Genomic DNA, 14,115 nt, shown 5'->3' on the forward strand with positions numbered 1-14,115 from the left:
CGTCCGGGGCCACGCCGGCTTTGACCCAGAACGCTCAAGATTCCCTGAAAATCCAACCCCGCCTGACTCCACCGTCGATCAGACCGGCTCGTCGGACCCCTGGGGCGCGGTCGCGGCCATCAGCTGTTCGATGGCCCGGCGGTCGTCGACCGACGGCAGGCCCCAGTGCGGCTCGTAGCCGTACATCTCGCGCAGCGGCGTGCCCGAACGGTTGCCGTCGCACAGCTCGATGTCGTCGGTGGTGATCAGGCCCGGGTGGAGGACGCCCACGGCCTCGCTGACCTTCAGCAGGTCCCGGCGCAGAGTCCGGACGTACGCGGCCACCCGTCCGGCCTTGTGGTCGGGGTCGAGGCCGCGCTCGAGCCACGGGTTCTGGGTCGCCACGCCCGTCGGGCACAGGCCGGTGTGGCACTTCTGGGCCTGGATGCAGCCCACGGCCAGCATCGCCTCGCGGGCGACGTTGACCATGTCGGCGCCGAGCGCGAACGCGATGAGCGCGTTCTCGGGCAGGCCCAGCTTGCCCGAGCCGATGAACGTGACCCGCTCGACCAACCCGGCGCGCGCGAAGATCTCCAACACGCGGGCGAACCCGATGCGGAACGGCAGTGCGACCGAGTCGGAGAACACCAGCGGCGCCGCACCCGTGCCGCCCTCGCCGCCGTCGATGGTGATGAAGTCGACGCCGCGCTGGCCGTCGGCCATGGCGTCGGCGAGCTGGTGCCAGAACGTGAGGTCACCGACCGCCGACTTGATGCCCACCGGCAGCCCGGTGGCTTGGGCGATGGTCTCGACGAAGTCGAGCATCGAGTCGACCGAGTCGAACGCCGAGTGGCGCGACGGCGAGATGCAGTCGACGCCCTCCGGGATGCCGCGGATCTCCGACACCTCCGGCGTCACTTTCGCCGCCGGGAGCACGCCGCCCAGACCCGGCTTCGCGCCCTGCGAGAGCTTGATCTCGATGGCCTTCACCGGCGCGGCCTCCGCGCGGGCCACGAGGCGCTCCAGTGAGAAGTCGCCCTCGGGCGTGCGGCAGCCGAAGTAGCCCGTGCCGATCTGCCAGACCAGGTCACCGCCGTTGAGGTGGTGCGGGGAGATGCCGCCCTCACCGGTGTTGTGCATGCCACCGGCCAGGGCCATCCCGCGGTTGATGGCCTCGACGGCGTTGCCCGACAGCGAGCCGAACGACATGGCCGACACATTGACGACTGAGTTGGGGCGGAAGGCCCTGGCCCGGCCGCGCGGTCCGCCGAGGATCTTCGCCGACGGCAGCCACGCCTGCTCGCCGACGTGGGCCGACGTGGGCGGGGCGACCTCTGAGAAGGTCCGGTGCTTGATGATCGGGTAGGACCCGTTCTCCACGTCGTTGTCGGTGCCGAAGCCGAAGTAGTTGTTCTCACCCTTGGACGATGCGTACACCCAGCGACGCTGGTCGCGGCTGAACGGCCGCTCGTCGTCGTTGCCGGTGACGATGTACTGCCGCAGCTCCGGGCCGATGCTCTCCAGGGCATAGCGGGCGTGTGCGATCACGGGGAAGTTGCGCATCAGCGCGTGGCGCTTCTGGGTCAGGTCGTAGGCGGCGACGCCAGCGACGGCCGCAGCGGGAATGATGGGCAGGGCCTTCTTCCAGGACATGGCGACATTGTTACTTGTCGTCGGTGAACCCTGAGCGACAGGTCGGCCACGATCAGGGGAAGGCAGGGGGCGTACGCATCCGCTGGCCGATGTCTGCGCCGGGCCGCACAGACACCATGGATGTCATGACCATGAATGTGATCCTGACCGCGACCGTGACCCTCGGCATCCTGCTCGTCCTGCTGTGCGCCGTCGTGCCGCCGCTGGTCGAGGCCGAGCTCTGACCCTTCAGCCCAACGGCTGGAGCTCTGCGCGCTCGAAGCGACCCGCCTCGTCGAAGTGGATGAAGAGCGGGCCCTGGGGGAAGCCGATGTCGAAGACCCGGAACGAGCCCGGGTCGACCCAGCGGTGCGGCATGCGCCGCGCCTGAGCCCAGCCCTGCACGGCGCGACGGTGGTCGTTGACGAAGCCGTCCGCCTGCAGGGACCCCGCCATCAGTCGCGTGAAGTCCTCCGCGGCGATGGGCCCCACCGTGAACCCCGCCGGGTCGACCACGAAGATGTCCACGCCGCCCTCGCGTGGCGCCATGTGGCTCGCCGGCATCTCGGTGACACGACACGCCACACCCGCCATCACCCACGGCTGCGCCTGCACCGTGGGTGAGGCCAATTCCGGGATCTGGTTGGCCTCGCCGAACGTACGCAGACGCTCCGACAGCCGCACGAACGGCGAGTCGGCCAGTTCTTCGTCGGCCCACGCCCAGCGTCCCTCGCCGTTCACGACCGACCCCACGTAGTGGGCCACGGCGACGACCTCGTCGCGCTTGTGGAGCCGCGGCAGCCAGGTCACCTGGCGGCGTACGCGGTCAACCTTCTGCTCGTTGGAGCCACCACCGGTCTGCTCGTCGATCCAGGCGGCCAGCGCCGCCTGGGTCTCGGCGTACGCCAGCATCGAGTCGTCGACCACGTCCGCGAATGTGAGGCTCATGGTCGCCAGTCTAGGGACCGGTCACTCGTGGGAGGTCAGCCTCCGGCGCGCGACGAACTCGGTGCGCGCGTACTTGGCGATCGTCCAGGTGTCCCAGCCGTCGAACGCGGCACCCACGCCTCCTCCCAGCACCGGGATGCGCTTGGTCATCGCGACGACCATGCGCTTGCCGGTGATGCGGGCGACGAGCTCGGCGGCGATCCGGTCGGACATGGCGCGCTCGAGGTCGCCGTCGAAGACCGGGGCGGTGGCCACGACGAGCGGGCGCGTGGGCAGGTCGTGTCCCTCGAGGATCCGCTCGAGGTCGTCCCCGACGAGGCACATGCCGATGGCGGTGCGTACGCGGTCGTCGGTCACGTCGTAGCCCTTGAGGTGGGCGATCGCAGCGATCATGCGCGTCTGGAGGACGGCCGCGCCCGCGACGTTTGCGGGCAGCGACACGACGGTCGTGACGAGGCCGCCGATGTTCGTGACGAAGCCTTGTGCGCCGGCCAGGGAGACGTGCTGGGTGACCAGGGAGTCGATCGCGGCCTCGACGTCACCTGTCTTCTGGAGCTGCTTGGCGGCGGCCTCCCGCGCTCCGGGGAGGCGGCCGGCGCCGTCGATGGCGACGTCGAGGATGCGGCGCAGCACGTTGCCAGCCGCGCCGGGCCGCAGGTTCACGGCCGCGGGGACGAGGGCGCCGAGTGCCCGCCCGACGTTGGTCGCGTTGTTCGCCATAGTTCAGCCTCCTGAGAAGTCCTGCCCTCAAGAGTACGTGGCCCGGCCGCCCCTTCCGATGTCGCCGGACCCTGATCCTTCCCCGATCACGCACAATGGTGGCGTGACCACGTTCGGCCCTCCGGAGGACTGGCCCGCCGACGACCTCATCGGGTGGTCGCGCGAGGTCGACCCGATGATGGTCGTCGAGGCGTACGCCAGCGGTGTGTTCCCCATGCCCGTCGAGGACGTCATGGGGTGGTGGTCGCCTCTGCGGCGCGGCATCCTGCCGCTCGACGGACTGAAGGTGTCGAGGTCGCTGCGCAAGACGGCGAAGCGTTACCGCATCACCGTCGACCAGGCGTTCGGGCAGGTCATCGACCGGTGCGCCGACCCGGCACGCGACGGGTTCTGGATCGACGGGACCATCCGCGCGCTCTACCGCAGCCTCCACGCCGGCGGCATCGCCCACTCCGTCGAGGCGTGGGACGCCGAGGGAAGGCTTGTCGGCGGCCTGTACGGGGTGGCGATCGGCGGGCTGTTCGCCGGCGAGTCGATGTTCCACGACACCGTCCACGGCCGCGACGCGTCCAAGGCCGCGCTCATCGGGCTGGTCGACGTGCTCCGCGCCGCGGGCGACATCGACCGGCGCCTCCTCGACGTCCAGTGGCAGACCGACCACCTCGCGACCCTCGGCGTCGTCGAGGTCCCGCGGTCGGCCTACCTGGCACGGCTGGAGCAGGCGCTCGAGCTGTGCGTACCCCGGTTCGGGCAGGATTGAGCCATGCCCGAGCTGCCCGAGGTCGAGTCCCTGCGCGCGTACGTCGCCGAGCGCTGCGTCGGCCACGTCGTCGCCCGCGTCGAGCTCACGGCGTTCTCGGCGCTGAAGACGTATGCGATCGCCCCCACGGCGCTGCAGGGCCTCGAGGTCACCGAGGTCGTACGCCGGGGCAAGTTCCTCGCGCTCGGCTGCGATGGCACGTGGCTGGCGTTCCACCTCGCCCGCGCCGGCTGGCTGCGGTGGAAGGACGCACAGCCCGAGAAGCCCGCCCGTCCCGGCAAGGGCCCGCTGGCGCTGCGCCTCGTGCTCGACGACGGCTCGGGCTTCGACCTCACCGAGGCGGGTACGCAGCGCAAGCTCGCCGTCCACGTCGTCGCCGACCTCGCAGAGGTGCCGGCGATCGCGACGCTTGGTCCCGACCCGCTGGCCGACGACTTCACCCGCGAGGTGTTCGACCGCATCCTCGACGACGCCGGCCGCGCCCAGGTCAAGGGCGTGCTTCGCGACCAGCGGACCATCGCCGGCATCGGCAACGCCTACTCCGACGAGATCCTCCACGCCGCGCGGCTCAGCCCGTTCAAGCCGGCGTCCGGCCTGTCCGGCGACGAGCGCGACACGCTGTTCGCGGCGCTGCGCAGCCAGCTCGCCGAGGCCGTCGCGCGGTCGGCGGGACTGGCCGCGAAAGACCTCAAGGACGACAAGCGCGCCCAGATGCGCGTCCATGGCCGCACCGGCGAGGCCTGTCCCGTCTGCGGTGACACCGTCGCCGAAGTCTCGTTCGCCGACTCGTCGCTGCAGTATTGCCCGACATGCCAGACCGGCGGCAAGAAGCTCGCCGACCGCAGGATGTCAAGACTCCTGAAGTGAACGACGGGCCAGCCCCCACAGGGACCGGCCCGTCGGTCGGTACAGAGGATCAGAGGTCGCCCGCGCGTACGTCATCTCGGTCGAACCAGACGTCGCCGTCCTCCTCGAGCCACGACTGATGGCCCACGCGCTTCTCCTCGTCGCGCGTGCCGGACCCGCGGCCGCCCATGGGGCTGCCAGCCATCGGGCCGACGTTGCCCGGGTTGACGATGCCCTTGCCGTTGGGGCCCATGCTGAACGACGAGCCCGAGCGACCCGAGAACGGGCCGCTGGCACCGCCGCGCATGCCCGGCCCGCCGGGACCGCCCTGGCCGGCCTTCGTGGGGAAGGGCCCCTGGCCCGGACGGCCGCCCTGCGGCGACCCGTTCGTGCCGGTGCCACCCAAGCGGCTGCCCGGGGTATAGCTGCGACCGGGGCCGCTGGTGCCGGGGCCGTTGCCCGGTCCGTTCAGACCCGGGGCGTTGGGCGTGATCAGGCCCGGACGCACGCCGGGGCCGAGCGGTCCGCCCGTCGTCGTCGGGCCGCTGAGACCCGGTGCGCCGGGGCCGTTGGGATTGAGGCTCGGCGTGATCGTCGGGCCTGTGCCGCGCGGCATCGTGTCGACCCCGGCCGCACGCGTGCCGGGCTCGTCGACGGGCAGCTTGCTGGCGTCGTCGGCCCAGCCGGGATGGGGCTCACTGCCGAGGTCGGGCACGTGCGGCGAACCGCCGCCGACCGGGCCGCCGGAACCGCCGTGACCACCGGGGCCACCCAGGTCGGGGCCGCCGTATCCGAGTCGTTCGTCGGATTCCGGAGCGGGGGAGTCGCTCGGGCGCGGCTGGTAGGAACCCAAGCGGTCGTCGCCCGCGTACCGGTCCTCACCCGTCGGGCTGCCCGAAGGCAGCGGCGGGCGGTAGGAGTCGGCGCGCGACGACGAGCCGAAGTCGGGACGCACCGGGGCCTCGAACTCGGTGGGACGCGTGTTGCGGCCCGTCACGTCGTTCTTGACGAACTTCGGCTCCTCGAGGATCGTCGGTGTGAAGTCGGTCATGGCGGTGTTCGCCGACTGGGCGCTCGCGCGCACGTTCTCCCGCGGCGTGGAGTTGAGGCCCAAGCCCTCCATCATGCGGTCGAAGTAGTGGGTGTACTGCGTCACCGGCGTCTCGGTCTTCGTGAAGATCGACGGCGGGGGCACTATCGGCGTAGAGCTCTGCAGCGCCTCCCAGTCGGGCTTTTCCCGGCGCGCACGCTGGCCGTTCGCGCCGTCGAGAACCACGTAGGCCGCATTCTTCTGCCGGTTCTGGAGGTCGTCGTCGTCGCCGGTCACGAACTCGTCGACCTTGCCGAACAGCGTCTGGTCCTGGTGCTCGCGGTCGACACGCCACTGGGTGTCGTTGTCCCACGGGATGTCGTTCATCAGCGCGCTCACCATCGCCTGGCCGACCTGGCGGTTGACCGGCTCGAGGGCGGCCGCGTTGGCGTCGGCCGCCCGCGAGATGCGCTCGGTGCCATTCAGCAGGTCGGCGGTGATCACCGCGCGGAAGATGTCGGCGCCATCACCGCGCCAGCCCTCCTTCTCGTCGAGCAGCGCCTTGAGCCGCTGCTCGATCAGCTCGTTGATCTCCCGCAGGGAGGCCGCCGCATCGCGCCACACCGTCTCGGCATGGTCGACCGAGTAGGCGTCGACCGAACCGATCGCAGCGAGGATCTCGCGCTGGGTGTGGCCGTGGTAGGTGATCGGGCCGCCGGAGCCGCCGTCGTCTGCAATCATCATCGCGATCAGAGCGCCTTGTTGCCCAGCGCCGCCTTGATGTCGGACGCCACGGACGCGTTGAGGTCCTCGGCGGCGGCATAGCCGCGGGACAGCAGCAGCGTGCCCTCGGACAGCTCGGCCACGCGCTTGCGCAGGGCGACGAGGTTGGCGTGGGCCGCGCGGACGGCCTTGTCGTGGTCCGCGGTCGCGCCGGCCGACGCGTAGTAGGCGCCGAAGTCGGCCCGCACCGGGTCGATCTCGCGCACGTAGGGCTCGAAGGTCTTCTCGACGTCGCGTACGCGCTCGGTCATCTCGTCGAGAAAACGGGCGAAGTCGCGGATGTCACCGGGGTCGACGTGGACCTCGGACCGCACCGGCGGACGGATGGATCCGCCTCCGCCGTCATGCACCATCTGCTGCACGGTTGCTCCTGGGGCTCGATCGGTGGGGGACCTGACTGGGACGTCACAGCCATCCTCGTCGGTTCCGTGGCTTGACGGAACCGGCGGGACGAGGAAGGTTCCACGCGTACGCGACCGCCGGCAGCGGGCGCGACGAGGCGCCGTCCCCGACAAGGCGAAACGGGCGCGGCCCGAAGGCCGCGCCCGCTCACCGGGTGGGAAGTGGGATCACTTCTCCGACCACATGCCCTGGACGGCGCGCTGGGTGTTCACGTAGTTCTCGCCGATGTTGCCGAGAGCCTGCTCGATGGCGTTGGAGATGTTCTCCATGCGCTCCATCGACTGGTTCCACTCGCGCATCGTGGCCTGGTAGGCCTCGTGCGACGGGCCCTCCCAGGACTCGCCGAGGATGCTGGTGACGTCGCGCTGGAGCTCCTCCTTGGCGCGGGCCATGGCGTTCTTGGCGGCGCGGAGGTCGGCGACACCCTGCGAGATGTGCTCGCGGTTGTAAGAAATCTGATCGTGGCTCATGTCTCTGCTCTTTCCTGAAGTCGTGAGGGGTGGGTGGGTCAGCCGATGAGGTTCTTGAGGCGCGCGGCCACGTCAGAGGACTCGACCTCGGTCTTCGAGTAGTCGACGCCCGACTGGACGAGCTTCTTGTGGAGCAGGTTCAGCGAGTCCTGGACGTCGGAGAACTCCTTGTCGAACTGCTGGAAGGCCTGGTAGAACATGCGGGCGGCGTCGCCCTTCCACGTACCCATGAGGGCCTCGATCTCGCCGTAGAGCTTCTTCTGGATCTGCTTCTCGATCTGACCGTAGGCCTGCTCGACCTCGTTGCCGGCCTTGGCGAGGGTTTCCGGCGAATGCGATTCCTTGGACATGTTTCCTCCAGTTCGGCCGAGTGATGTTCACCCGGGGGTGTGGCGTGTGCCGTTTGGTTGTGTCACCCGGACTTCCGGATGCCGTTCTGTGAAAGACCATAGGAGGCCCACGGGTCAGTCCGGAAGCGGAAATCCCCGGTGCGACGGGCTTTGAGTAGCGAATGAGTAGTTATACCTAGAGCGCCTAGGTGTCGCCCTCCGCCGTGACCCGCGACCCTGCGTAGGGAAGGTTCCGAGGGGCTACGTGGGGCCTCGTCTCGCTGACGCTCGCTCGGCGCACAGGGTGGGGTGGTGCTCGCTCGGAGAACTGGGTGGGCTGGAGCCGGGCGCCCAGGGAGAAGCCGGGGGAAGAGGGTCAGCCCATCTCCGTGGCCGCGCGGATCGACAGCGAGCGGCCCGGGTCCATGCCCTCGGGGATCAGCTTCAGCAGGGCGGGCTCGACCTCGGCGGACTCGAGCTGGCCATAACCCAGAGCGGCCCGCGACTCGGTGTCGGCGATCGCGTACCTCTTGCCGTCGACCACGAGCGTGCCCGGCGTCTCACGACCGCTGCCCCGCGGACGCAGCAGTGCTCCGCGCAACGACGGCATGACGACGGTGTCGGCCACCGCTTCGTCGGGATGCTGCTGGGAGACCGGTGGTGTCGGCGCGCCGAACGCGATGCGGGGGCTCTCGTCCGAGTCGACCCACGTCGCACACACCGAGGCCCGCTCGGTGTTCTCGATGGGCGAGCGCGTCGGCAGCTGGAACGGCATCGCCGGATGGGCGACGCTACGGATCGACGCGTTGCGGGCCTCGTTGGCGTCGCTTGCCCGCACGGGGATCGACTTCTTGCCGTTCGCCACCTCGAGGACCGCCGCCTCCAGCGGCGAGATCTCGCTCAACCCGTCGGACAGCAGGACGTACGAGGTGCGGATCGCGCCGTCGACGTGCATCAGCGTGCCGATCGTCGGATCGAGACCCTGCACCGGGTTCTTCGACCGCGAACCGCGACCAGGGATCTCCAGCGGGTCCAGACGCGGCCCCTGCGGCAGCGCGCGCAGCCAAGCCGAGCCTGGGCGTACGATCTGCTCGCCGAAGCCCAGGTGGAGCGCGATCGCATGCGTGGGCAGCGCGTACGCCCGCCCGCTCGCCACCAGGTATTCCTGGTCGTCATCGGCCTTGGCCACGAACGACGCCGACTCGCCGGGGACCTGCCCCGTGCCGATCTCCAGCGTCGTGAAGCGCTGGTCGCTCGACGACCCGACCGGCGGCGCGACGCTGCACGTGCGGATCGGCCAGTTCGTCACGTCCTTCGGGTCGGGCAGCTGGGCCGGCGCCGACCGGATGCCGATCATGCGCTCGCGGGGGAAGTCGCGCAGCGAGGACGGCTTGACCGACTTCACCTCGCCGCCGCCGGTGGCGAGCTTGGCCGAGGTGATGTTGTAGGTCGGGTAGAGCTTGCCGTTGAGGAACGCCAGCGTCCCGCCCGAGCCCGAGTCGACGATGACCGTGCGGTCGGCCTGCCAGTTCTTCGAGTTTCCGGGCTTGATCAGCCCCACCACGCCGAAGCCCGCCAGGACGAGGATGCCGATCATCACGCTCACCCACATGCCGGTGACCTGACGCTTGATGGGTGGTGCCGGGTCGTCCGGGTCGCGGTCGACCAGCGCCGATGTGAGACGTCCGGTGATGAACGTGTGGGCCTTGAGGAGGTCCTTGCGGCTGGCCATCAGCCCTCCTTCCGGACTCCTTGGCGTTGCGGGCCGTGGGCATTCTGTCGCCTGACGGTGTCACCTTTCAATACGCGCGCTGGTCCTCCTCGTGCGCAGTACGCGGCACACCAGCCCGTCTACAACAGGGTGAAGACGTCACGACTGGCGTTGGATGACCTGTTGTGACGTTTTCGGCCTGTTGTGGGGCGAGATCCATCCATGGGCCCGAGGGCTGGCGGATCGGACCTGATGTGCCCCTAGAGTGATGCTCGATCATCGCCAGAACGAGGAGGACCGGTGTCACGAAGCGGAGAGGTGGCTGCACGTACGCTGCAGCGGCCCTGGCTGCTGCGCAACGCCCCCAGCCTCGTCGCCATCGAGATCGCCGTGCTGGTGGCCGTGGTCTTCCTGCTGGCCCGCAACACCCTCGGCATCCTCGTCGGCGGCTCGCTCCTCATCGCCATCCTCGTGCTCGTCCTGCCGTTCTTCGGCGGCCGCTCGCTCGTGGGCTGGCTGCGGCTTCGTTGGATGTACGGCCGCCGCAGCGCCAACAAGGAGGGCGCCCGCCGCGTCGCCGCCGAGCTCGGTCCTGTCGCCGCCTGGACCGACGGCCTCCGCGTGATCGCCGGTCGCACCGGCCGCGGCGAGGAGATCGGCATCGTCTCCGAGGGAGACGGCTGGGTCGCCGTCCTCGGCGTCCAGGCCGACGACGACCTGCTCGCCGACTCCGGCGCCGAGATCGACCTCGGCCTGCTCGACGGCCTGACCGTCTCCGACGACATCCTGTTCGCCGGCGTCCAGGTCGTCACCTACACCGTGCCCGCGCCCAACGACCTGCTCCTCGGCGGATCGTCTGCCGCCGCGGCCGCCTATCGCGAGACCGCCCCCGTCGTGCCGCCCGCCGTGCGCCGCACCTGGATCTGCGTACGCCTCGAGCCGACGCGCTGCCTCAACGCCGTCACCCGCCGTGGCGAGGGCATCGCCGGGATCCACGCCACCTTGAAGTTCGGCCTCCACCGCGTCCAGTCGGTCCTCAAGCGTGCCGGCGTCGACACGAACATGCTCAACGCCGACCAGGTCGTCGACGTGCTCGAGCTCACCGCCGGGACCACGTCGGCGGCGTCCCGCGGCGTACGCTCCGTCGAGCGCTGGACCCGCTGGGAGTGCGACGGCATGGTCCACGCCGGCCAGCTCGTCCGCCGCTGGGGAACCAACCCCTCGCGCACGTTCCAGCACATCAACGACGCGCTCGCCTCGGCGCCGGTGTTGTTCGGCGTCACGGCGTACACGCTCGAGCCGGGCCGCTCGCCCCACGGCGGCGTACGCGTCGTCGCGCCCAACGACGAGGGCGCCAGCCGCGCCGTCGACCACCTCGCCCGTACGCTCGGCAAGGACGTCAGCCTCGCGCTCGCCGGAGGTACGCAGGTGCCGACGATGCTGGCGACCGTCCCGCTCGGACGGGGGCCGGAGCTGTGAGCGGCTGGGTGCTGCCCGACGCGCCGACGCGCGAGGCAGTGATGACGACCGGGCCGAGCGGCATGGTCCTCGGCGAGGGCCCGCGCGGCCCCGTCTCGATCCGCCTGTTCCGGGAGCGCGGCACCCGGCTCGTGCTCGCCGTGCCGCAGTACGTGTCGTGGCTTCTGGCGTTCCGCTCGATCTCGCTCGGCGCCCACGTCTCCGTCATCGCCGACGACCCGCGCGAGTGGACGGCCCTCGTCGAACGCATCCACGCCCACGGCGGCACCGCCGACCTCGTGGGTCCCGGGCAGCCCCTCCCGGAGGCCGGGCGCCCCTACCGGCCGTCGCTCATCGTCGACGACGCGGCCACGTACGAGGGCTCGACCGCGCAGATCGGCTCCTGGCAGTCGGTGCTGGTGACGATCGACCCCGCGTCCGACTCGCTGGTGTCCGACCTGCGTACGTGCGACATGGGCCTGATCACACCCGAGAACCCCGAGATGGTCGACGCGATGCGTCGCGCGTACTTCCTGAACAACCGCCAGGTGCGCGCGTGCGAGCTCATGGCCAACGACGAGGTCATGCTCGCCGTGCCGCGGCGCATCGTGAAGATCGCGATGCGCCCGACACCGACGGAATACCAGCTGCTGTTCGGCTGACCGCCCTCAGTGGGTGTGGTCGTGGTCCCCGTGGTCGTGGTGGGGCTCGGTGGGCTTGCGCCAGCCGCCGACGAGCTCGACGAACAGGTGGCCCTGCGCCTCGCGCTCGGTCGCGAGCTGGGCTGCCGGGTCGTTCGTGATCGCGGCGCGCAGCACCTTCTTGATGGCCTTCGTCGCCGACGGGCGGTTGCCGAGGATGGCGTCGACCACGGCATCGGTCACGTCACGGAGGCGGTCGTTCGGCGCGACGATCGTCGCGAGGCCCGAGCCCACGGCCTCCTGGGCCTCGATGGCGCGGCCGGTCAGGCAGATCTCCAGCGCGCGCGAGTAGCCCACCGTACGCACCAGCGGCAGCGTGCCACCCAGGTCGGGCACCATGCCCAGCGAGGTCTCGCGGAGCGACATCTTCGCGTCGGCGGCCACCACGCGCAGGTCGGCGGCCAGCGCCAGTTGGAAACCCGCGCCGATCGCGTTGCCCTGGACCGCGGCGACGACGATGGCGTCGCACTCGGCCCACGCCGAGAAGGCCTCCTGGAACGTCGCGATCAGGCGGGACGTCTCGGCCGGCCCCCGGTTCGCGGCGATCGACAGCACCTTCGGCTCTCCCTTGGGCGCCTCCGGCTGCAGCATCGCCCGGTCGAGACCCGCGGAGAAGTCCTGGCCCTCGGCGTCGATCACGACGACGCGTACGTCCTCAGGAAGCGTGCGCGCGACCTCGGCCATGGCCAGCCACATCGAGGGCGTCTGGACGTTGCGCTTGTCGGGGTTGCACAGCGTCAGCCGCAGCACGGCATCGGTTCGGGTCAGGCGGAATCCGGGATGCTCGGTCGTCATGCGGGCGATCATCCCACAGCGGCGCCCGCCGAAGGGCGCGAAACGGGGTCAACCGGCGAGGCCGTACGCCCACGAGTAGACGTCGAGGACGGCCAGCACCAGCGGCACGATCGCCATGATCGCCAGCCACTCGAGGATGTCGCCCCAGCGTCCCCACACCGGTGACAGGACCCTGTTCCACTGGGTGGTAGCGTATTGCGCGAGCAGCCACACCGCCAGCAGGACCACGACCGCGGCCAGGCCCGCCTTGAAGATGGGCGACTGGAGGTAGGCCTCCCACTTGGCGATGGCCATCAGGCCGACCAGCGTGCCGCCGAGCAGCAGCCAGAAGCGCTGCATGCGGCCGGTGAACGTCCGGGCACGCAGCGCCAGGGCCAGCGCGACCGCCACCAGAAGGGCGACCGGCGCCCAGCCATGCGCCACCATGAACACCGGGATCGACAGCAGCGTCGCCGACAGGCCCGTCGCGACGAGGAAGCCGCCGAGGAAGCGGTCGGCCGACACGGCGCGCTCGACGATGTCGGACTGCACCGGCGTACGGTCGGCCATCAGCCCCTCCGCCGTCGCCGGCAGGTTCGGCATCGCCACCCGCGCCATGCGGAACGCGATCGCGGGCAGCAGGGGGGTCATCGCCAGCACGATCGCCAGCGCCACCGCGCTCACGTGGAGGGCGCGCCCCGGCAGCAGCACCGCCGCCGTCGACGCCCCGACCACCACCATGGCGGTCAGCGCCACGCCCAGCAGGTGGTACGCGGTGACCTGCGTACCCAGCGCCATCGCCCCTGCCGCGACGAGCGCGAACGCGCCCGAGCACAACAGCTGGATCGGCCAATCACCCGACTCGGGGATGAACGTGCCGCTGAGCAGGTTGAACCCGCCCACTGCGGCGAGGGCGGTGCACACCCACGCCAGCGTGCCGGCCGTCGGCCGCTGGCCGAACGCGCGCGCAAGCAGGATCGCGGTGAACCCGCACGCCGCCGACATGAGCAGGACGATCGCCGACACGACCCAGCCGGGCACCAGCAGGGCGCCCGCTGCCGGCAGGGAGATGCCGATGACGGCGAGCAGGACCAGGGCGAAGCGCTGGCCGTCGGCGGGCTCCCACGACGGCTGGGTGCTCGTTGCCGTCGCCACCGCGTCGACCACGTCGTCGAACGCCGCATCAGGCATCGCCGCCGGTCGCTGGCGCAGGTGGAGCGTCTCGCCGTCGCGCAGGCCCAGCTCGGCCACGTCGAGGTTGGTGTCGAGGGGGTCCTCGCCAAACCGCTGCAGCACCCACGTCTGCTGGGCGTCGCTCGCCGAGCCCCCCTCGTAGCCGGCGAAGCGGACGATGTTGGGCAGCAGGTCGATCAGCGGCGTGCCGCCGGGCAGCGCGAGGTCGATGCGTCGCGTCGGCGAGATCACCGTCACGCGCGCGAGGTCTTCACCCGTGCCTTCTTCCACCCCAGTGCTCACGGGGCGTGAGCCTAGCCCCTACGGGGTCGTGCCGGCGGTCCAGCCGCGTACGCGTGCGCGCGAACGCGGCCAGAAGCCCACTTCGTGCACGACGAT

The 14,115-nt window shown here is 70.6% G+C and carries 14 protein-coding genes; 4 read left to right on the forward strand and 10 right to left on the reverse strand.

Going from position 1 to position 14,115, the window contains the following annotated elements; genetic code table 11:
- Positions 1–78: 78 nt before the first annotated feature.
- From ACYVGD_RS15650 to ACYVGD_RS15660, 3 genes are all read right to left on the reverse strand, one after another.
- Complete coding sequence (locus tag ACYVGD_RS15650; protein WP_460744714.1) at positions 79–1,632, reverse strand: FMN-binding glutamate synthase family protein; 1,554 nt, start codon at positions 1,630–1,632, stop codon at positions 79–81.
- Positions 1,633–1,860: 228 nt separating this feature from the next.
- Complete coding sequence (locus ACYVGD_RS15655; RefSeq protein ID WP_460744715.1) at positions 1,861–2,559, reverse strand: DUF6882 domain-containing protein; 699 nt, start codon at positions 2,557–2,559, stop codon at positions 1,861–1,863.
- A gap of 21 nt (positions 2,560–2,580) precedes the next feature.
- Complete coding sequence (locus ACYVGD_RS15660) at positions 2,581–3,279, reverse strand: EcsC family protein (protein ID WP_460744716.1); 699 nt, start codon at positions 3,277–3,279, stop codon at positions 2,581–2,583.
- A 103-nt stretch (positions 3,280–3,382) separates the two neighbouring features.
- On the opposite strand from ACYVGD_RS15660, the gene aat reads away from it, so the two are divergent.
- Both aat and ACYVGD_RS15670 read left to right on the forward strand, forming a co-directional pair.
- On the forward strand, positions 3,383–4,039 hold the full coding sequence (gene aat / locus ACYVGD_RS15665; protein ID WP_460744717.1) for a leucyl/phenylalanyl-tRNA--protein transferase: 657 nt from the start codon (positions 3,383–3,385) through the stop codon (positions 4,037–4,039).
- A gap of 3 nt (positions 4,040–4,042) precedes the next feature.
- Positions 4,043–4,906, forward strand: a complete 864-nt coding sequence (locus ACYVGD_RS15670; RefSeq protein ID WP_460744719.1) for an Fpg/Nei family DNA glycosylase — start codon at positions 4,043–4,045, stop codon at positions 4,904–4,906.
- A 49-nt stretch (positions 4,907–4,955) separates the two neighbouring features.
- Here the strand turns inward: ACYVGD_RS15670 and ACYVGD_RS15675 are convergent, their stop codons facing one another.
- The 5 genes from ACYVGD_RS15675 to eccB all read right to left on the reverse strand — a co-directional run bounded on the left by ACYVGD_RS15675 (position 4,956) and on the right by eccB (position 9,631).
- Positions 4,956–6,659 carry a hypothetical protein gene (locus ACYVGD_RS15675; protein WP_460744720.1) on the reverse strand — a complete coding sequence of 568 codons (1,704 nt, stop codon included), beginning with the start codon at positions 6,657–6,659 and terminating at the stop codon, positions 4,956–4,958.
- A 5-nt stretch (positions 6,660–6,664) separates the two neighbouring features.
- Entirely contained in the window at positions 6,665–7,060 is a 396-nt protein-coding gene (locus ACYVGD_RS15680; RefSeq protein WP_460744721.1) for a hypothetical protein, read from the reverse strand.
- Positions 7,061–7,267: 207 nt separating this feature from the next.
- Complete coding sequence (locus ACYVGD_RS15685; RefSeq protein WP_460744722.1) at positions 7,268–7,570, reverse strand: WXG100 family type VII secretion target; 303 nt, start codon at positions 7,568–7,570, stop codon at positions 7,268–7,270.
- 38 nt (positions 7,571–7,608) lie between these two features.
- Entirely contained in the window at positions 7,609–7,920 is a 312-nt protein-coding gene (locus tag ACYVGD_RS15690) for a WXG100 family type VII secretion target (protein ID WP_460744723.1), read from the reverse strand.
- A 355-nt stretch (positions 7,921–8,275) separates the two neighbouring features.
- Complete coding sequence (gene eccB, locus ACYVGD_RS15695) at positions 8,276–9,631, reverse strand: type VII secretion protein EccB (RefSeq protein WP_460744724.1); 1,356 nt, start codon at positions 9,629–9,631, stop codon at positions 8,276–8,278.
- Positions 9,632–9,910: 279 nt separating this feature from the next.
- Between eccB and eccE the strand changes: the two genes are divergently transcribed.
- The gene (gene eccE, locus ACYVGD_RS15700) at positions 9,911–11,089 is read left to right on the forward strand and encodes a type VII secretion protein EccE (RefSeq protein ID WP_460744725.1); all 1,179 of its coding nucleotides are present in this window, start codon (positions 9,911–9,913) and stop codon (positions 11,087–11,089) included.
- A complete protein-coding gene (locus tag ACYVGD_RS15705) occupies positions 11,086–11,730 on the forward strand; it encodes a hypothetical protein (RefSeq protein ID WP_460744726.1) in 645 nt (214 codons plus the stop codon). Before eccE ends, ACYVGD_RS15705 begins: the two co-directional genes overlap by 4 nt.
- A 6-nt stretch (positions 11,731–11,736) precedes the next feature.
- Here ACYVGD_RS15705 and ACYVGD_RS15710 read toward each other — a convergent pair whose 3' ends face one another.
- Together ACYVGD_RS15710 and eccD are read right to left on the reverse strand one after the other, a co-directional pair.
- On the reverse strand, positions 11,737–12,564 hold the full coding sequence (locus ACYVGD_RS15710; protein ID WP_460744727.1) for an enoyl-CoA hydratase/isomerase family protein: 828 nt from the start codon (positions 12,562–12,564) through the stop codon (positions 11,737–11,739).
- 48 nt (positions 12,565–12,612) lie between these two features.
- On the reverse strand, positions 12,613–14,019 hold the full coding sequence (eccD, locus tag ACYVGD_RS15715; protein WP_460744728.1) for a type VII secretion integral membrane protein EccD: 1,407 nt from the start codon (positions 14,017–14,019) through the stop codon (positions 12,613–12,615).
- Between the last annotated feature and the right edge of the window lie 96 nt (positions 14,020–14,115).

This window comes from Mariniluteicoccus endophyticus (genome assembly GCF_054780035.1).